A 19,061-nucleotide genomic window follows, 5' to 3' on the forward strand; every position below is an offset into this window, starting at 1 on the left:
GTCTGTGCGATCCATTGCTGTGTGAATTCTTTTAGAAATGCGCCGCCCCTTTCGCGAGCAGGCTCGCTCCCACAAGAGAATGCATTCCAATTGTGGGAGCGAGCCTGCTCGCGAAGAGGCCAGCCAGTCAACGCAAGGCCAACAGCCCCTGCACCAACGGCTCAAGCTCGAGATGATTAACAGCTTTCACCGTCTCGATCATCGGCTGCGGCCAGCACTCAAGGCCCAGGCAAGCGCCGAGCATGGCGCCGAGAATCGCAGCGATGGTATCCGTGTCGCCGCCCAGGCTGGCAGCCATGCACAACGCTTCGAATGCCGTCATCTCGCCGATGGCCACTTGCTGGGCCAGGGCGAATGAAACCACCACCGACTCCTGCGAAGCCACCGATGTGCCGATTACGTCGTAGAGCAGATCGGCGAGCAGTGCTTTGTCACTGTCGACGCTGATACTGCGTGCCCAACTGATGCGCGAGGCGATGCGCCCGCCAGCGACCCAATGCCCGTGGGCTTCGGCTTGCTGGGCGATCTGCTGGCCGAGGTTCAGCGCCTCGCCGAGATCGACGTCATTGATGCCAGCAGAGACCACCGCCGCCACCGCCGCCGCACTGGAAATTCCCAGCGTGGTGTTATGCGTCACTTGGCAAGCCTGCACGACCGCCGCAATGAAGCGCTGCGGATCGGCCACGTTCGCGGCAATGCCCACCGGGGTAATGCGCATCGCCGCGCCATTGGTGGTGCCGTAGCGCCCGGCTTCTTCCGGCGAATGCCCGGCGAGGATCATTTCAATGGCGCGCTTGGTCGACGGGCCGAGCAAGTCCTGCGAGCCTTTGGCCTGCATCTCGGCTTCCCACTCGATCAAGCGCTGGGCGAGGACCGCTGGCTCGATGCGACCGTGACCTTCGACCAATAACTCGCCGACCAGGATCGCCTGCTCGGTGTCATCGGTAATCGAGCCTTTGGGCATGTTCGCGGCGATAGGTTGCAGTGGGCCTGCGTCCTGCAAATCAGTGATCTGGCCGAAGCGCGCCTTGATCGTTTCACGATCGAGCGATTGCGTCGGCATGCCCAGCGCATCGCCCAAGGCCAGACCATAGAAAGCGCCAAGCGCACGGTTGAGCGCGGTCATTTCGATTCTCCGAATTGCAGGTGCAGACGAAAGTGCACCGGGTCGAGCAGGCTTTCGACCTGTTCCATGAAACGGTTCTGCCGGTCGTAGGTGGTGCGCAGGGCTTTGAGAAACACCGTGCCGACCGGACGGCCGAGCAGCTCGGCGTCTTCGGCATTCAGCGGCTCGGCGCCGATCCATTGATCGCCGCGCTCGCCGATGTAGCCGTAGGCGGCCAGGGTGATGGTCAGGGAATTGTCGATCAAACCGACGCGAGGCAGGCTTTCCAGGCCGCCGTTGGCCGGCATCAAGGATCGTTCCAGAGACACCAGCGTACCGTCGGTGGCGCGCCGGCGACGGTCGAGGGTGATGAATTGATCAGTGCCGAAACGCACCAGCAGATCCGGGCGAGTCACCGCTTCGAGGCGCAACACTTCGGTATTGATCAGCGCCCCGCTGTCTGCCAACGCCTGCGCCCAGCCGCTGCGCTGATCCAGCGCGACACCGTCGAAAGTGACGATGGAGCCGACACCGCTCTGCGTGGCGATGTAATTACGCCGCTTCAGTTCGGCCAGCGCCTCACGCAAGGTGCCACGGCTGACCTGGAATTCTTGAGCCAACTGATGTTCGCCGGGCAACAGAAAGCCGTCCTCCATGAGGCCGCTTTCGATGCGTCGGACGAGCTCGTCGACCACCCGTTGTTTCTTGTCGAATCGTACCTGTCTAATCATGTACAAATTGATAACCGAAACGGGGCGTGGCGGGCAACAAAAATTTGAGGGAGGTGACCGGTGGAGAGAGCAAAATCAAGAGCCCCTCACCCTAGCCCTCTCCCGGAGGGAGAGGGAACTGATTGGGGAGTGCTCAGGAAATGCGCCGAAATGATGTTGCTTAGCGAATCCACAATCGACCCGATCTTTCAGGTCGATGTACAACGCAAGACACCTCGGTCGGCCCCCTCTCCCTTTGGGAGAGGGAACTGATTGGGGAGTGCTCAGGAAATGCGCCGAACTGATGTTGCTTTAGCGAATCCACAATCGACCCGATCTTTCAGGTCGATGTACAACGCAAGACACCTCGGTCGGCCCCCACTCCCTTTGGGAGAGGGAACTGATTGGGGAGTGCTCAGGAAATGCGCCGAACTGATGTTGCTTTAGCGAATCCACAATCGACCCGATATTTCAGGTCGATGTAGAACGCAAGACACCTCGGTCGGCCCCCACTCCCTTTGGGAGAGGGAACTGATTGGGGAGTGCTCAGGAAATGCGCCGAAATGATGTTGCTTTAGAGAATCCACAATCGACCCGATATTTCAGGTCGATGTAGAACGCAAGACACCTCGGTCAGCCCCCTCTCCCTTTGGGAGAGGGCTGGGGTGAGGGGTAGCTTTTGACGTTACCGTTGTTTCAAGCGGTCAATGACCACGGCCAGCAACAGAATCGAACCACGAATCACATACTGATAAAACGTATCGATGTTCTTCAGGTTCATCGCATTCTCGATGATCGCCAGAATCAACACCCCGGCAATCACGTGGCGAATCATGCCGATGCCACCACTCAACGAAACTCCGCCCAGCACGCAAGCCGAGATCACTGTCAGTTCAAAACCCTGACCAATCATCGGCTGCCCGGAAGTCATCCGCGAGGCCAGAATCACACCCGCCAGCGCACCGATCAAACCATGCACGGCGAAGATGATGATCTTGGTCCGGTCGACGTTAACACCCGCCAGCAGCGCCGCTTCCTGGTTGCCACCGATGGCCATGGTGTTGCGCCCGTAGGTGGTGTAGTTCAGCAGCCAGCCGAAGAACAGGAAGCAGACAATAGTGATCAGGATCGGCACCGGCACACCGAACAGTTGGCCATTGCCGAAAACAAAGAACGATTCCTGCGAAACACCGACCGCTTTGCCGTTGGCAAAAATGTAGGCCAGACCGCGAACGATCTGCATGGTCGCCAGCGTCGTGATCAAGGCATTGACGCGCAACTTGGCAATCACGATGCCGTTGATCAGCCCGACGATCAGGCCCATCACCAACGCCGCGCTGACCCCGAGAAATACACTGTTGGTGTCACGCATTACCACTGCCGCGACCACGCCGGCACAGGCGATCACTGAGCCGACCGAGAGGTCGAAGTGTCCGGATGCCAGGCAATAAAGCATGGTGCACGCGGCGATGCCGGTGGTGGAAATCGCCAGGCCCAGGCCACGCATGTTCAGCGGCGAGAGGAAGTTGTCGATCAGCAGTGTGCAGGCGACAAAGATGCCGATCGCCGCCAGCAGCATGACCCAGTCATCGAGGAAGCGCCGCATGTCCAGCGGTTTGCGCTCGGTCGGCAGGGTTTCGTTTTGCGTAGTCATCATAGTCACCTCTCAGTTCGCCACGCCGTCAGCGCGGTGGCGTGGCAAAGCCAGTTGCAGCAGGTTGGATTCATTGGCCTGGTCGCGGCTGACTTCGCCGCGCAGGGCGCCTTCGCACAGCACCAGGATGCGGTCGGAAATGCCCATCACTTCCATCAGATCGCTGGACACCACGATCACCGAAATACCGTCGGCGGCGAGGTTATGAATGATCTGGTAGATCTCGGCCTTGGCGCCGATATCGATGCCACGGGTCGGTTCGTCGAGCAGCAGGACTTTCATCGGCATCGACAGCCAGCGGCCGAGAATGGCCTTCTGCTGATTGCCGCCGGAAAGGAACTTGATCTGCTGGCCGGCGTGCGGGGTTTTCACTTTCAGGGCCTTGATCTGCTTGTCGGCGTTGCCCTTTTCCCACAGGCCGCGAATCAGGCAGCCGAGCCCGGAATGCGCACCGCGGGCACTGATGTTGATGTTCTCGGCAACGCTGGCCAACGGGATGATGCCTTCCTTCTTGCGGTCTTCCGGGCAGAGCAAAATGCCGGCGGCGATCGCGTCACGCGGCGAGCGCAGTTTCAGCTCATGGCCGCGCAGTTCGAGACGGCCAGCGGTGTTGCGCTCCAGGCCGCTGAGCAGGCGAAACAGCTCGGTGCGCCCTGCCCCGACCAGCCCGAACAGGCCAAGGATTTCGCCCTTGTGCGCTTCGAAACTGATCGGCTCACGCAGGCCCGGGCCGAGCAAACCATCGACCTTCAACGCCACGGCACCGCGCGGGCGATGGCGGTAATCGTAGATGTCCTGAATGTCGCGGCCGACCATGCAGGTCACCAGTTGATCGTGGGTCAACTGGCTCATGTCGTCGAAGGTACGCACGTAGCGGCCGTCCTTGAACACGGTGACGGCGTCGCAGATACGGAAGACTTCTTCCATGCGGTGGGACACGTAGAGCACCACTTTGCCTTCGTCGCGCAGACGACCGATGATCGCCATCAAGCGGTCGATCTCGCGTGCCGAGAGACTACTGGTCGGTTCGTCGAAAGCGATAACGTGGGCGCCGCGCGACAGCGCTTTGGCGATTTCCACCAACTGCCGCTGCCCCAGCGACAAGCGTCCGACCTTGGTTTGCGGATCGATTTCGTCGGCCAGGCCTTTCAGGCAATTCAAGGCTTTCTGGCGCAGCTCACTGCGATTGATCAGGCCGAAACTCGCCGGCAGATGCCCGAGAAACAGGTTCTCGGCCACGGTCATTTCCGGGACCAGATGCAGTTCCTGGTGAATCACCGCGACGCCGCTGCCGATGCTGTCAGCGGTTGACTTGAACGCCATCGCCTGCTCGCCGATCTGCAGCTCGCCGCTGCTCGGAATGTAGGCGCCACCGAGGATTTTCAGCAGGGTCGATTTGCCCGCGCCGTTCTCGCCCATCAAGGCATGAACCTGGCCGGGGTGGGCGACGAAGCTGATGCCGTCGAGCGCTTTCACGCCGGGAAAGGTCTTGCCGATCCCGTTGAAGCGCAGGCTGCCGCTGGCGCCGTGTTGTTCTTGTGTCTGTACTTGCGCGTGCATAAAGCCACCTCTTCACACCGAAAAACGGCCCGGCTGCCCGGGCCGTCGCTGCCTCAGTTCCACAAGCCGATTTTTTCCAGCTCTTGCTTGAAGTTTTCGCGGGTGATGAGGGTGACGTCATCCATGGCGGTGTACTTCGGCGGCTCTTTGCCGGCGGTGATCCACTCGTACATCATCTCGGCGGTCTTGTAGCCTTCGATGTGCGGGCTTGGCAGCATCGAACCGAAGAAGCCGCTGTTAGGCTTTTTCAATTCGCCGATGGCGTCGGTGCCGTTGATGCCGATGCCGATCACGTTGCTAGCGGCAAAGCCTGCCGCTTCGGTAGCGCGCACGCCGCCGAGCACGGTGTTGTCGTTCATGCCGCCGATGATCAGGTTTTTCGCCGCGCTCGGCAGTTTCACCAGCGCCGAGTTGGTGGCGTCCATGCTGCCCGGTACGTCGAGGGTTTTCAGCGCGGCGAAGAGGATGTGGTCCTCAGGCATGCCGGCCTTCTTCAGGGCATCGACCGAACCGTCGGTGCGCTTCTTGCCGGTGTCGAGTTCGTTGTAGGTGTTGACCACCGCGTAGGTGTCTTTCCAGTCCCAGTTACGCTTCTTCGCTTCGGCAGCCATGGCGGCGCCCTGCTTCTGGCCGACTTCAAACGCGGCCATGCCCAGGTACGGCACGTCTTCCATGAACTTGCCGCTGGCATCGACAAAACGGTCGTCGACGGCAATCACTTTCAAGTCATTGATCTTGGCTTTGGCCATGATGGCCGGGCCGAGGGACACGTCCGGCGGGCAGATCACGAAGCCCTTGGCGCCGTTGGCGGCCAGACTATCGATGGCCGAGAGGGTCTTCTCGCCATCCGGCACGGCGATCTTGATCAGTTCAAAGCCTTTGTCCTTGGCGGCTTTTTCGGCAAAAGCCCATTCGGTCTGGAACCACGGTTCTTCGGCCTGCTTGACCAGAAAACCGATCTTCACCGCGTCGGCGGCGAGCAGCGCACTGCTCAGGCTGAACGCAGTGACCGCCAGGGCAGTGCTGCACAGGGTACGAATCCCGAAACGACGTTTCATCAGATGACTCCTTGTTATTTTTTTTGAGCAAGGTTTGAAAAGCGTTGAAGCATGTTCTCAGTGAAGCTGGTTGAAAATAGTCATATCGTATGATGATTGGATTTCAAGCGTAGTTCAGCGCTGGAAATTCGTTTTGTTCAGTCGTGGTACATCACCGAACGACCACCATCGATGGTGATGCACGAGGCGTTGATAAACGGTGCCTCATCGCTGGCCAGAAACACCGCCGTCATTGCCACTTCGATCGGCTGGCCGATGCGCTTGGGCGGATGCAGGTCGAAGGCGCGCTGCCGTTCAGCGTGCGGATCGGCAAAGCCATTCCAGTAATCGACGTTCAGTTGCGTTTCGATGTAGCCCGGCGCGATGGCGTTAACGCGAATGCCCTTGGCCGCGTATTCGATGCCGAGTGCGCGGGTCAGGCCGAGCAAGCCGTGCTTGGCCACCGGGTACGGAAAGCAGCCGGGAATGATGTGGCTGGAATGGGTCGAGGCGATGTTGATGATGCTGCCCACGCCCTGTTCGATCATCTGCGGCAGCACCGCTTTGCAGCCATACCAGGCGCCGTCCAGATCGATGGCGAAGCAGCGGCGCCAGTCTTCTTCGGTCATCTGTAAAGGATCGCGGAACACATTGACCCCGGCACAGTTGACCAACACATCGATGCGGCCATGCAATTCCACCGCGCGTCGGGCCAGGGCATGCAGATCCTGCTGATTCGATACGTCGACCTTGAGCGCCTGCACGTCATGGCCCTGATCGCGCCAGTGAGCGGCGACCTGCTCGACCTTGTCGGCCTGGATGTCGCTGATGAGTAATCTGGCTTGCTGCGAGGCGAAGGCGGCGACGATGGCTTCGCCGATGCCCTGAGCGGCCCCGGTCAACAGCACGACCTTGTTTTTCAGGCGCTCGCCTTTCGGCGGCGCCGGCACTGCCGGCAATGTCAGCGCTTCAGCCATGGCTCAGGCCTCCTGCACGCAGGCGCAAAAAAACCGGGCATCGGTCGATGTCCGGTTCTGACGGCTGGGGAAAACAAACAGGCAAGCGTCGCCGCCGGCATTGAGCCGTGACGAAAGGCGGATCCCGCTTGCGCGGGCGAGAAGAATTCGCTGCATCACTTCACCTGTTTTGTTCTTTTTAAGTGTGAGTGCGTGTTACTGCTGGAGCCGACTATAAACCCGACCGCCAAATAATCTCAATATATAATTTTGCATCCCATATTTTGGGATTTAACCAGCAAAACGCGTACAGAGTTTTCCTGCAACGTCGACGCGCATGCTCAGCACGGCGCCATCCAATGGATGACTCAGTGGACTCTTGGCGCTGGTGATGAATAAGCTTTTCAAGTCTTCGCCACCGAACACGCAACTGGTCGGGCGACTGACCGGCAAATCGATTTTGCGCTCGACCTGCCCGTCCGGCGTCAGGCGCAACAGGCAACCGCCGCCCCAGCGTGCATTCCACACGTAGCCTTCGGCGTCCATCGCCGAGCCATCGGGACCACCGTGTTGATCGGACGAGTAAAACACCTGCGGCGCATCAAGACTGCCGTCGGTGCGGATGAAATATCGATTGAGCGTGCTGTCGAGGCTTTCACCAAACAACAGCGTGGTGCCGTCGTCACTCCACAGCAGGGTGTTGGGGATGCCCAGGCCGAGCAGCAGCGGTGTGACGCGCTGATCGGGGTCAATGCGGAACAGGCCACCGGAACGGCGCACCAGCGGCAGATCCTCGCCGTGCTCGCCGATGTTGTTCTGCATGGTGCCCAACCACAACCGGCCCAAGGCATCGCAACGGGCTTCGTTGGGGCGGTTGCCCGGTTGCGGGTCGGCGACGCAGAACAACGTCAAGCGTGGCTCGAGGCCGGGCGAATCGAGATCCAGTCGATAGACACCGCTGCTCAGCGTGACCAGCGCATCGCCGCTGGCGCAAGGAATGAAGGCGGAGATGTGCTCGGGCATCTGCCAGATCTGCACGTTCTGACCGATCAGGCGCAACGCTTGTTTACCGGCGATATCGACCCAGTACAACGCCTGGGTCGGCGCATCCCAGAACGGGCCTTCGCCGAGTTGCGCGCGGTGTTGGGTCAGGGCGGTGCAGGTCATCTGGAATCCTTCATGTTCTTGTTGTTTTCATACAGGGGGCTGGGTTTCAGCTGGCTTTGCGGTCCGCCATGACTTTCGGGTAAAAGCGTTTTATCGCCAGGTCGGCGTTGTCGATCAAGGTCATGCACGCCCACACGCCACGGGTCGAATCGCGCGCGGAGATGGCATCGGCCATGTCTTTATGGATCGGCAAGGTGCGGCGCAATTCATCGGGGTCGGCGGCGGAGACTTCGAACGACACCGCCAGCAACGCGCCGAGGGCCGGGACCATTTGTTCGATGAACTGATTATGGCTGGCGGCCAGGATGCATTCGTGGAAGGCCTGGTCGGCACGGTTGTAGTCGATGCCACTGTCGACCGCACGTTCCAGTGCATTGAAAGCCAGTTGCACCGCTTCGATCTGCTCCGGCGTTGCGCGCTCACAGGCCCAGCGCACCGCCATCGGCTCGATGGTGCGGCGCAAATCCAGCAGATCATCGACGAAGTTTTCCGGCAAGCCGTTGCGCGATAGCCAACCGACCACTTGCGGATCGAACAGATTCCAGCGCCGTACCGGCAACACCCGCGTGCCGACTTTCGGACCGACTTCGAGCATGCCTTTGGCGACGAGGGTTTTGATTGCTTCGCGAATCACCGTACGGCTGACACCAAGCTGCTCGCCCAGATCCGCCTCGACCTTGATGGTCTGCCCCGGCTTGACCTGACCGGCAGCAATCCAACTGCCCAGCCAGTCAACGGTCGACGCATGAAAGCTGCTGGACATGTACACCTCAAGGCGAATCGCGATGGGTACCTACGCTAATCATCATACGAATAACAGTCAATCGGATTTTTTCAGCTTGCGCAAACCATTGTGGGAGCGAGCCTGCTCGCGAAAGCGTCGTGTCAGTCAACATTGCTGGCGACTTATACAGCGCATTCGCGAGCAGGCTCGCTCCCACATTTTGATGTTGTGTCAGGGTTCCAGGCCGATGCGAAAGAACTCGCCGCCGCTCCACACGCCCAACCAGCGCTGACCATCGATCTCGCGGCTCACCGCCAGTTCCACCAACTGGTAAAACACATTGCGGTGAATCAGCGCTTCAAGGTTGCTGCGCACATGCACATAGGGCGCAGGCTCCTGAGTCTCAGGATCGATCTCGACACGCAGCGGATGCTCAGTCCCCGCTTCGGTGGTTTCCTCGACATTGGTGGTAAAGCGCAAAACCTGCGCCTCGCCCTCGCCTTGCACGTCAACGGCAACCGCCACGAACGGCGCGTCATCGACCTTGATCCCGACCTTCTCGACCGGGGTGATCAGGAAATAATCATCGCCGTCGCGGCGGATGATGGTGGAGAACAGTTTGACCATCGGCTTGCGCCCGATCGGCGTACCCAGGTAGTACCAGGTGCCGTCACGGGCAATGCGCATGTCGATGTCGCCGCAGAAATCCGGGTTCCACAAATGCACCGGTGGCAGGCCTTTGGTCTTGGGGATCTGCCCCAGCAGGTCATTGGCTGTTTGCGGGTCACTCATGGCGTACTCCTTGATTACTGGTCGCCGATCCCCAGCAGGCTGCGTGCGTATTGCGCCAGCGGCGGACCGATGAGGTCTTCGGGTTTGGAATCATGGAACGTCAGTAAACCGCCACGACTCTTGATCCGTGCAGTATCAATCAAATACTGGGTGCTGGTCTCGATCAACATGATCTGAATCACGCCGCCATCGATACCGAGGCGATCCACGGCTTCCTGGTCCAGCCACTCATCGGAGTTGCCGATGCGGTCGTCTGCCTTGGCGAATCGTGTGTAGAGCAGATAATGCGCGCCGGCATCACGGGCTTCACCCATGGCCTGGTCGAGGCCTTCCGGCGCACGGGCGCGGCGGACCATCGGGAAGTATTCGACAAAGCCCTTGAAGGCTTCTTCGGCGACCACGTTCGGCCGTGGATAGGAACCACCCGGTGGCGCGAACGCGCCCTGGGCGATGAAGATGAACGAGTCCGGCTGAATGCGGAGATTGTTCACCCGGCGGCTGTCACTGTGGTCCAGAAGCCCCGCATCGCTCATGTGATAACGAGTACCTTCGGCCATATCGCTGACATTCATGCAGCCACCAAGCGCCAAAACGGCCAGCAGCAAAACCAGGCTACGCATCCTATTCCTCCAGAAGCCGGTGTCGGAAAACCGGCGAATGGCCGTTGGATGCAGCTTTTGCGCCAGCTCGGCAAATTCAGTGATAGAGGCATTCGCGAGCAGGCTCGCTCCCACAATTGAAATGCATTCCAAATGTGGGAGCGAGCCTGCTCGCGAAGGCCGTTGTTCAACCGCCAATAATCTTCATGACAGTAGCGCCGCCAGAGAACGCCACCTCCTGCTTGTCACCCAACGCCTTGACCAGCAAACGTTGCAGCGCCGGCAACGCCTGGTGGCGCGGCTTGTCGAGCAGATCGCCGACATAGTGGCGGTTGCTCGACGACAAACAGCCATGCAGCCAACCGGTCGACGACAGGCGCAAGCGCGAACAAGTGCGGCAGAACGGCACGCTTTCGTTGGCGATTACTCCGAAATTGCCGCGACCGGGAATCGCATAGCGCACAGCCGTGGCGTCCACCGGTGCGTCGGTCTGGGCGTATTCATAACGTTCGCCGATCAGGCCGAGCAACTGCTCAAGGCTGACGAACTGCTGCAGGAAGGCATTGGAATCCTTGGCCAGGTGGCCCATGCGCATCAGCTCGATGAAGCGCAGTTCGAAGCCGCGCTCCAGACAGTAATCAAGCAGCGGCATGACCTGATCGAGGTTCTGCCCGCGCAACGGCACCATGTTGACCTTGATCTTCATCCCGGCGGCGGCAGCCTGATCCATGCCATCGAGCACGCTGGCCAGATCGCCGCCACGAGCGATGCTGCGAAAAGCAGCGGCATCAAGAGTATCGAGGGAAACGTTGATTCGACGCAGACCGGCATCGACCAGCAGCGGCAGTTTTTTCGCGAGGAGTTGACCATTGGTGGTCAGGCTGATGTCGTCGAGGCCCATCTGGCCGACGGCAGTCATGAACGATTCGAGTTTGGGGCTGACCAGTGGCTCGCCGCCAGTGATGCGCAGGCGCTCGATGCCGGCCGCTTCGATCAGGTATTCGACGCCGCGCGCCATGGCTTCGGCCGACAGCTCATCCTGCGCAGCGACCAACCGCTTGCCGTTGGGCACGCAGTAGGTACAGGCGTAATTGCAGGCAGAGGTCAGGCTGATGCGCAGATTGCGAAAACGCCTGCCTTGACGGTCAACGATCATGAAACACTCCGGCGAAAGAAAATCGAGCGAGCAAAACTTGACTGAGAAATCAGGTTTTAGCAAGCCCTATGCCTGAGTATATTCCTGTGCTATTGCGCCATGTTGTGAAAACACGGCGCAATCAGCCCGCTGAATGACTTATGTGCTCGGCGTTTCCGGGTCGCGCTTGCGCTTGTTGCCCATGCGCACGCCGATGTCCATCAGGAACTGGAAGAAGCCTTCCTGATCTTCCAGCACGTTGCTCCAGAACGGCGAGTGATACAGCGCCACCGCGCCGTGTACCAACGCCCAGGATGCGCAGTAGTGGAAGTACGGCGGCACGTCTTCGAGCTTGCCTTCGCTGATGCGACCCTTGATCAGCAGGGTCAGGCGTTCGAAGTTCGAGGCACGGATCTTGTGCAGTTCCTCGACCATCTCCGGCACCTGATTGCCCTTGACCACTTTCTCTTCGAGACGGTCGAACAGGCGATAGCGCTGCGGGTCGCGCATGCGGAATTCGAAGTAGGCGCGGGACAGCGCTTCCTTGTCCTTGTCGACATCGGCCGAATGCAGCAGCTCGTTCAGATCGCGCTCGTAATCGAGCATCAGGCGCAAGTAGATCTCGGCCTTGGATTTGAAGTGCTTGTAGATCGTGCCTTTGCCGATACCCACGGCATCAGCAATCATCTCGACGGTGACACTGTCTTCACCCTGGTCGAGGAACAGCTTGAGCGCGGTATCGAGAATTTCCTGCTCGCGGCGACGAAATTCACGGACCTTACGAGGTTCTTTATGCATAAGAAAAAGGTCTGAAGGGTCAAAATTCGAAGCCGCGTATTATGCCTAACTTGCGCAAAAAAGCACGGTTCATCGACCAAATCTGTGTTTCTTGTTCATTTCGAGAACGAATCGGGTGCAATGAGAACTCAACTGAAGCAAACGTATTCCAAATTTGTTTAAAAACCCCGACCCGCTCACTGGACTGCACGCCAGACTGATCAATACTTGAACTGTCGGGCGACATCTCCCCCAAGTGTCGTGCCGGTAAAGGTACCAACGGACCGCGTGCCTTTGTTTTACTCCTAATGGTCTTAACCCGGATTCACCCCCCAGAACCCGGGTTTTTTTTGCCTGCGATTTGGCCTGCGGTCATACGGCAGATTTAACACTCGCCAGCGGGAACAAGCGCTTGAAGTTTTCCGTGGTCTGCTCGGCAAAGCGCTCGTAGTTCTCACCACGCAGCATCGCCAGAAACTCCGCGACTTCGCGCACGTACTGCGGCAGGTTCGGCTTGCCGCGATACGGAATCGGCGCCAGATACGGCGAATCGGTTTCCACCAGCAGGCGATCGGCCGGCACTTTGCTCGCCACATCGCGCAGAGCGTCGGCATTGCGGAACGTGACGATGCCCGACAGGGAAATGTAATAACCCATGTCCAGCGCCGCTTTGGCCATGTCCCAGTCCTCGGTGAAGCAATGCAACACACCGGCCTGGGGCAGCGCCGCTTCGCGCAGCAGTTCGAGGGTGTCGGCACGGGCGCCGCGAGTGTGGATGATCACCGGCTTGCCGGTGTGCTGCGCCGCTTGCAGATGCAGGCGAAACGACTCCTGCTGCAACTCGGCAGCTTCCGGCTCGTAGTGATAGTCGAGACCGGTTTCGCCGATCGCCACCACTTTCGGGTGATCGAGTTCGTGCAGCAGCCAGTCCAGCGCCGGTGCGGCGCCCGGCTGCACATCCAGCGGATGCACGCCGACCGAGCAATCGACGTCGTCATAACGCTCGGCGAGGGCTTTGACGTCGGCGGCGTTGTCAGCGCTGACGCCGATGCACAGAAAATGTCCCACCCCACGCTCGCGGGCCGCAGCGAGTGCGGCATCCAGCGAGCCGTCATGGGCGGCGAGGTCGAGACGATCAAGGTGACAATGGGAATCTACGAGCATAAAAAGGACTGCAACTTACATCGTATGAGTGGGACGGTCGGATTTCAGCGCTCCGGCCAGATGAGTTTCGATGCGACTGCGCGCGGTGTCGTCGCCGTCGTTGAATTGCACACCGACACCGGCGGCGCGATTGCCTTGTGCGCCTTTGGGGGTGATCCAGGCGACTTTGCCGGCGACCGGAATTTTTTCCGCTTCATCCATCAGGTGCAACAGCATGAACACCTCGTCGCCCAACCGGTAGCTTTTGTTGGTCGGGATGAACAGTCCGCCATTCTTGATGAACGGCATGTAGGCGGCGTAGAGCACCGACTTGTCCTTGATGGTCAGGGACAAGATGCCGTTACGCGGCCCCGGGCTGACAGGTTCAATCATGTTCACCTCCACTGCTGATCTTCAGAGTCTAGGTACACATTCTTATCTTTGACCAGGCAATCCCACCCATTGCACCAACAATGCTTCCAGCAACAGGGCCGGATTGAGGTTGGCCTTGCTCAGCACTTTCTGTCGCTGGGCGAGAATCCAGTCTTGAATATCCAGCACTTTACCCTGCGGGCTTTTCTGGGCCAGGTACTGCACGACCTTGCGCATATCGGCCAGGCCGAGGCCGGCTTCGTCCTGAGTCAGTTGATAGCGCAAGATCAGGCTCGACCAGTCGCAGAACCAGTCGAACAGACGCAGCATCGGAATGCTTTTCCACTCTTCCGCCAGTTGCGTCGGCGATTGTTGTCCCTTGAGCAGCTTCTTCACGCCTTCGACCACTTGTGCACGTTGTTCACGCACACCTTGCGATTGCAGGCTGACCGCCATCAGCGGCGACCCGGCGGCGAGGGTCAGCAGTTCGACGCGCTCTTCCTCCGCGCAATCCGGCAGCGCCTGGGCCAGCCATTGCAGGCTCATCGCCTCGCCCGGCAGCGGGCAGGCCTGCTGCACGCAACGGCTCTTGATGGTTGGCAACAAACGGCTCGGCTGATGGCTGACCAATAGCAGCACGGTATCGCCGGACGGCTCTTCAAGGCTTTTGAGCAAGGCGTTGGCAGCGTTGATGTTCATCGACTCGACCGGCTCGATCAACACCACTTTGCGCCCGCCGAGCTGCGCGGTCTGCACGACGAAACTGACCAGATCACGAACCTGATCGACCTTGATCGCCTTGTCCGCCTCTTCCGGCTCCAGGATGTAATTGTCCGGATGACTGCCGGCCTTGAGCAGCAAGCAGGATTTGCACTCGCCGCACGCCTCAGGCGTCGGACGCTGGCACAGCAGGCTCGCCATCAGGCGTTCGGCCAGCGCACGCTTGCCGATCCCGGCCGGACCGTGCAGCAGATACGCGTGGGCATGCTGACTGCGTCCGGCCAGTTGCCGCCAGAGGCTGTCCTGCCATGGATAGGCCTCAGCCACGGGCCAGCTCCAGCAAATTCGGTAGCAAGGTGTCCAGCGATTGCTGGACCTTGGCCAATGGCTGACCGGCATCGATGCGCACGTAGCGCGACGGGTCGGCTTCGGCGCGTTTCAGGAACGCATTGCGCACGTTCTCGAAAAACGCCCGGCCTTCGAGTTCGAAACGGTCCAGGCGACCACGGGCACTGGCGCGGGCCAGGCCGATTTCAACGGGCAGGTCGAAAATCAAGGTCAGATCGGGCCGCAAGTCGCCCTGCACAAAAGTTTCCAGCGTAGCAATGCGCTCCAGTGACAAACCACGACCGCCGCCCTGATAGGCGTATGTCGAGTCGGTGAAACGATCACACAGCACCACAGCGCCACGGGCCAGCGCCGGGCGAATCACCTCGGCCAGATGCTGGGCGCGCGCGGCGAACATCAGCAACAGCTCGGCGTCCGGGTGCATCACTTCGTCGGCCGGGGTCAGCAGGACATCACGAATCCGTTCGGCCAGCGGTGTACCGCCGGGCTCACGGGTGAGCAGCACTTCGATACCGGCGGCGCGCAGGCGCTCGGCGAGGTATTCGCGATTGGTGCTCTTGCCCGCGCCTTCCGGGCCTTCCAGGGTAATAAACAAGCCAGTCACAGGCAGTCCTTCATCAAAGTCATTGCGCGTTCTGTGGTGCAGCGGCGTCCGGTTCCAGGGCTGGCGCAGGTTCTTGCGGCGGCACTTGCGGCAGCGCCTCGGGCGCGGTGTTCGGCGAGGCCGCCGGAGTCGCCTCATCGGTGGCCGGCGCGGTTACTGGTGCCGGGCTGGAACGGTAATCGGCGCGGCGCTTGAGCTGGTATTCACGCACTGCGTTGTTGTGCGCATCCAGATCATCGGAGAACACATGGCTGCCATCGCCACGGGCGACGAAATACAGGCTGCTGCCCTCCACCGGGTTGAGCGCAGCATGAATCGCCTCGCGCCCGACCATCGCAATCGGCGTTGGCGGCAAGCCTGGAATCACGTAGGTGTTGTAAGGCGTCGGCTCTTTCAAATGTGCGCGGGTCAGTTTGCCGGTGTAGCGATCACCGAGGCCATAAATCACCGTTGGATCGGTCTGCAACTGCATGCCCAGCGCCATGCGCCGTACAAAGACGCCGGCAATCTGCCCGCGCTCCTGCGGAACGCCGGTCTCTTTCTCGACCAGCGAGGCCATGATCAGCGCTTGATAAGGTTCGCTGTAAGGCACATCGGCAGAACGCTGCGCCCACTCTTTGGCGAGCACTTCATCGAGACGATCAAAGGCCTTTTTCAGCAGCTCGGCATCGGACATGCCGCGCACGAAGCGATAGGTATCCGGGAAAAACCGACCTTCCGGGAACAAGCCTTTGTGGCCGATCTTCGCCATCACGTCGCTGTCGCTCAGGCCATTGAGGGTCTGCTCGAGCTTGTCATCCTTGGCCAGAGCGGCGCGCACTTGATGAAAAGTCCAGCCTTCGACCAGGGTCAGGCTGTACTGAACCACGTCGCCACGCTTCCACGAGTCGATCAGACCGTTGACGGTCATGCCCGGCTGCATGCGGTATTCGCCGCTGTGAATCGGTGTGCCGGCGAGATTGAAGCGCCAGTAGACGCGCAGCCAGAACGCGTCCTTGATGACGCCATCGGTTTCGAGTTCAAGGAAGGTACGGGTCGGTGTAGAGCCTTTCGGCACATCCAGCAGTTGTTCCTGCGGGATGTTCAGGGGCTGTTCCAGCGCCGAATGAATTTTCCAGGCGCTGGCGCCCAACAGCAGCCCTGCCAGAACCAGTCCGGTTTCCAGCAGCAGCAAAAGTTTACGTCTCACGAATCAAGCATCCAGTAGCGCGCGGGCAATGGTTTGCAGTTTACGGGTGAGCGGGCCAACCGGCCAGCTCAGTGCAGCACAGGCGCGTACCGGCCAGACGCCATAAACGCTGTTGCAGACAAACACTTCATCAGCCCATTGCAGCTGTTCGAGGCTGATATCGGCGATTTGCGTGGGGATGGCCAGCGACTCGGCCTGAAACAATATTTCCGCGCGCATCACACCTGCGACGCCGCAGCGCTTCAAGTCGGGCGTGATCAAGCCACCGTCGCGCACCAGGAAAATATTGCTGTACACACCTTCGACGACGCGCCCGGCCTGATCGAGCATCAAGCCTTCGGCATGCTCGCTGTCCTGCCATTCGGCGCGGGCGAGCACCTGTTCCAGTCGATTCAGATGTTTGAGCCCGGCCAACAAAGGCTGCGTAGATAAACGCGTGTTGCAGGGAAACAGGCGGATGCCGTGCTCGGCATGGGCAGCGGGATACGCTGCCGGCGGATTGCCTTGCAGGATGCGTCGGCCCTGCGCCGCAGGATCGGGCGCATAACCACGCAAGCCGTCACCCCGAGTGAGGATAAGCTTGAGCACGCCCTCGCCCATCGCAGCGGCATAGCTGAGCAGCTCATGGCGAACCAGCTCGAGATCGGTCGCAATGGCCAGACGCGCGCAGCCATCAGCCAGGCGCGTCAGGTGCCGATCCAGCAGGATCGGCCGAGCACTGCGCACGGCAATGGTCTCGAACAGACCATCGCCGTAAGCCAGGCCGCGATCTTTCAGCGACAGCACGTCAGCCGGTTGACCGTCGACCCAGCTGTCCATCAGCCGGCGAACCGGCGAAACGCCAGAGTGCCGTTGGTGCCGCCAAAACCGAAGGAGTTGGACAGCACGACATCGATGTCCATGTTGCGCGCGGTGTGCGCAACGAAATCGAGATCGCAGCCTTCGTCCGGTTCATCAAGGTTGATGGTCGGCGGTGCCACCTGGCTGTTGATCGCCAGCACGCTGAAAATCGCTTCGACCGCGCCCGCCGCACCCAACAGGTGGCCAGTCATCGACTTGGTCGAGCTGACGGCCAGCTTGTAGGCGTGATCGCCGAACACAGACTTGATCGCATTGGCTTCGGCAAGGTCGCCGGCCGGGGTCGAGGTGCCGTGGGCGTTGATGTACTGCACTTGATCGACATTGATCTTCGCGTCGCGCAGGGCATTGGTGATGCAGCGCGCGGCACCGGCGCCGTCGGCGGGTGGCGAGGTCATGTGGAACGCATCGCCACTGGTGCCGAAACCGATCAGCTCGGCGTAGATCGTGGCGCCACGGGCCTTGGCGTGTTCGAGCTCTTCGAGAACCAGAGCACCGGCGCCGTCGGACAGGACGAAGCCATCACGGCCCTTGTCCCACGGACGGCTGGCGCGGGTTGGCTCGTCGTTGCGGGTCGACAGCGCACGGGATGCGCCGAAGCCGCCCATGCCCAGACCGCAGGCAGCCATTTCCGCACCGCCGGCAATCATCACGTCGGCTTCGTCGTACATGATGTTGCGCGCGGCCATGCCAATGCAGTGCGTACCGGTGGTGCACGCGGTGGCGATGGCGTAGTTGGGTCCCTGTGCGCCGAGATGGATCGACAGGAAGCCGGAAATCATATTGATGATCGAGCCAGGCACAAAGAACGGCGAGATCCGTCGCGGACCGGTCTCGTGCAGGGTGCGGCTGGTTTCTTCGATGTTGGTCAGACCGCCGATACCCGAACCCATGGCCACGCCAATGCGTTCACGGTTGGCATCGGTGACTTCCAGACCGGCGTTGCGCACGGCTTGAAAGCCTGCGGCGAGGCCGTACTGAATGAACAGGTCGAGCTTGCGCGCTTCCTTGACCGACAGGTATTCCTCGACATTGAAGCCCTTGACCGAACCGCCGAAGCGGGTCGAATAGGCAGAAAGGTCGGTGTGTTCGATCAGACCAATGCCACTGCGGCCAGCCAGAATGCCCTGCCAACTGCTCGGCACATCCGTGCCCAGTGGCGACAACATACCCATACCGGTGACTACGACGCGTCTACGCGACACAGCACTCTCCTTTTTCAAATGACGACTTTGCATCAGGCCTAAAGAAAAAACCGCACGCCATGATGGCAGTGCGGTTTTTCCATGACAGCAAGCAACGATTACAAACTATTACGCCTGGTGGCTGGTAACGTAGTCGATTGCAGCTTGTACAGTAGTGATCTTTTCAGCTTCTTCGTCAGGGATTTCGGTCTCGAATTCCTCTTCCAGAGCCATCACCAGCTCAACGGTGTCAAGGGAGTCGGCACCCAGGTCTTCTACGAAGGAAGCGGTGTTGACCACTTCTTCTTCTTTAACACCCAGTTGCTCGGCAACGATTTTCTTGACGCGCTCTTCGATGGTGCTCATACCTTGTTTTCACTCCTAATGGACAAATTCAGGCAGCTGGCCAGTGGGTAAGTGTATAGAA

The 19,061-nt window shown here is 60.0% G+C and carries 21 protein-coding genes; all 21 read right to left on the reverse strand.

All coding sequences use genetic code 11. The annotated features are described in order from the left end of the window. Window positions 1-127: 127 nt before the first annotated feature. Entirely contained in the window at window positions 128-1,126 is a 999-nt protein-coding gene (locus ACZ9BE_RS16705) for an ADP-ribosylglycohydrolase family protein (protein WP_110646001.1), read from the reverse strand. Next, window positions 1,123-1,836, reverse strand: coding sequence for a GntR family transcriptional regulator (locus ACZ9BE_RS16710; RefSeq protein WP_016770970.1), 714 nt, complete (start codon window positions 1,834-1,836; stop codon window positions 1,123-1,125). Before ACZ9BE_RS16710 ends, ACZ9BE_RS16705 begins: the two co-directional genes overlap by 4 nt. Window positions 1,837-2,500: 664 nt before the next feature. Next, window positions 2,501-3,469 (reverse strand): L-arabinose ABC transporter permease AraH, encoded by a 969-nt coding sequence (araH, locus tag ACZ9BE_RS16715; RefSeq protein WP_122507882.1) that lies wholly within the window; start codon window positions 3,467-3,469, stop codon window positions 2,501-2,503. 12 nt (window positions 3,470-3,481) lie between these two features. Continuing rightward, entirely contained in the window at window positions 3,482-5,029 is a 1,548-nt protein-coding gene (araG, locus tag ACZ9BE_RS16720; RefSeq protein WP_041479431.1) for an L-arabinose ABC transporter ATP-binding protein AraG, read from the reverse strand. Window positions 5,030-5,082: 53 nt separating this feature from the next. Continuing rightward, complete coding sequence (locus ACZ9BE_RS16725; RefSeq protein WP_122507582.1) at window positions 5,083-6,087, reverse strand: substrate-binding domain-containing protein; 1,005 nt, start codon at window positions 6,085-6,087, stop codon at window positions 5,083-5,085. Window positions 6,088-6,224: 137 nt separating this feature from the next. Continuing rightward, window positions 6,225-7,043 carry an SDR family oxidoreductase gene (locus ACZ9BE_RS16730; protein WP_076563800.1) on the reverse strand — a complete coding sequence of 273 codons (819 nt, stop codon included), beginning with the start codon at window positions 7,041-7,043 and terminating at the stop codon, window positions 6,225-6,227. Window positions 7,044-7,046: 3 nt separating this feature from the next. Continuing rightward, window positions 7,047-7,199: a hypothetical protein gene (locus ACZ9BE_RS16735; RefSeq protein WP_263217604.1), complete on the reverse strand. Its 153-nt coding sequence runs from the start codon at window positions 7,197-7,199 to the stop codon at window positions 7,047-7,049. Window positions 7,200-7,313: 114 nt separating this feature from the next. Next, the gene (locus tag ACZ9BE_RS16740) at window positions 7,314-8,189 is read right to left on the reverse strand and encodes an SMP-30/gluconolactonase/LRE family protein (RefSeq protein WP_476249712.1); all 876 of its coding nucleotides are present in this window, start codon (window positions 8,187-8,189) and stop codon (window positions 7,314-7,316) included. 46 nt (window positions 8,190-8,235) lie between these two features. Continuing rightward, window positions 8,236-8,952, reverse strand: a complete 717-nt coding sequence (locus tag ACZ9BE_RS16745; RefSeq protein ID WP_476249713.1) for a FadR/GntR family transcriptional regulator — start codon at window positions 8,950-8,952, stop codon at window positions 8,236-8,238. A gap of 192 nt (window positions 8,953-9,144) precedes the next feature. After that, window positions 9,145-9,705, reverse strand: a complete 561-nt coding sequence (locus ACZ9BE_RS16750) for a DUF1285 domain-containing protein (protein ID WP_041479438.1) — start codon at window positions 9,703-9,705, stop codon at window positions 9,145-9,147. Between the two features lie 14 nt (window positions 9,706-9,719). Continuing rightward, on the reverse strand, window positions 9,720-10,325 hold the full coding sequence (locus ACZ9BE_RS16755) for a DUF4823 domain-containing protein (RefSeq protein ID WP_016770979.1): 606 nt from the start codon (window positions 10,323-10,325) through the stop codon (window positions 9,720-9,722). A 166-nt stretch (window positions 10,326-10,491) separates the two neighbouring features. Next, entirely contained in the window at window positions 10,492-11,460 is a 969-nt protein-coding gene (locus ACZ9BE_RS16760; RefSeq protein WP_076563802.1) for a GTP 3',8-cyclase MoaA, read from the reverse strand. 138 nt (window positions 11,461-11,598) lie between these two features. Further along, a complete protein-coding gene (locus ACZ9BE_RS16765; protein ID WP_016770981.1) occupies window positions 11,599-12,237 on the reverse strand; it encodes a TetR/AcrR family transcriptional regulator in 639 nt (212 codons plus the stop codon). A 351-nt stretch (window positions 12,238-12,588) separates the two neighbouring features. Continuing rightward, the gene (locus ACZ9BE_RS16770; RefSeq protein WP_095181626.1) at window positions 12,589-13,380 is read right to left on the reverse strand and encodes a TatD family hydrolase; all 792 of its coding nucleotides are present in this window, start codon (window positions 13,378-13,380) and stop codon (window positions 12,589-12,591) included. A gap of 15 nt (window positions 13,381-13,395) precedes the next feature. Continuing rightward, entirely contained in the window at window positions 13,396-13,752 is a 357-nt protein-coding gene (locus ACZ9BE_RS16775) for a PilZ domain-containing protein (protein WP_016770983.1), read from the reverse strand. Window positions 13,753-13,794: 42 nt separating this feature from the next. Next, window positions 13,795-14,778: a DNA polymerase III subunit delta' gene (locus ACZ9BE_RS16780; protein WP_476249714.1), complete on the reverse strand. Its 984-nt coding sequence runs from the start codon at window positions 14,776-14,778 to the stop codon at window positions 13,795-13,797. Beyond that, window positions 14,771-15,403 (reverse strand): dTMP kinase, encoded by a 633-nt coding sequence (tmk, locus tag ACZ9BE_RS16785; protein WP_056788253.1) that lies wholly within the window; start codon window positions 15,401-15,403, stop codon window positions 14,771-14,773. Before tmk ends, ACZ9BE_RS16780 begins: the two co-directional genes overlap by 8 nt. A 19-nt stretch (window positions 15,404-15,422) precedes the next feature. After that, window positions 15,423-16,592, reverse strand: a complete 1,170-nt coding sequence (mltG, locus tag ACZ9BE_RS16790) for an endolytic transglycosylase MltG (protein WP_460058779.1) — start codon at window positions 16,590-16,592, stop codon at window positions 15,423-15,425. Window positions 16,593-16,595: 3 nt separating this feature from the next. Further along, window positions 16,596-17,411 (reverse strand): aminodeoxychorismate lyase, encoded by an 816-nt coding sequence (gene pabC / locus ACZ9BE_RS16795; protein WP_056788247.1) that lies wholly within the window; start codon window positions 17,409-17,411, stop codon window positions 16,596-16,598. Beyond that, window positions 17,411-18,655, reverse strand: coding sequence for a beta-ketoacyl-ACP synthase II (fabF, locus tag ACZ9BE_RS16800; RefSeq protein ID WP_038860467.1), 1,245 nt, complete (start codon window positions 18,653-18,655; stop codon window positions 17,411-17,413). The genes pabC and fabF overlap by 1 nt, the downstream gene beginning before the upstream one ends. A 108-nt stretch (window positions 18,656-18,763) precedes the next feature. After that, window positions 18,764-19,000, reverse strand: a complete 237-nt coding sequence (gene acpP, locus ACZ9BE_RS16805; RefSeq protein WP_003175607.1) for an acyl carrier protein — start codon at window positions 18,998-19,000, stop codon at window positions 18,764-18,766. Window positions 19,001-19,061: the final 61 nt, after the last annotated feature.

Source organism: Pseudomonas sp. TE9122 (genome assembly GCF_056278925.1).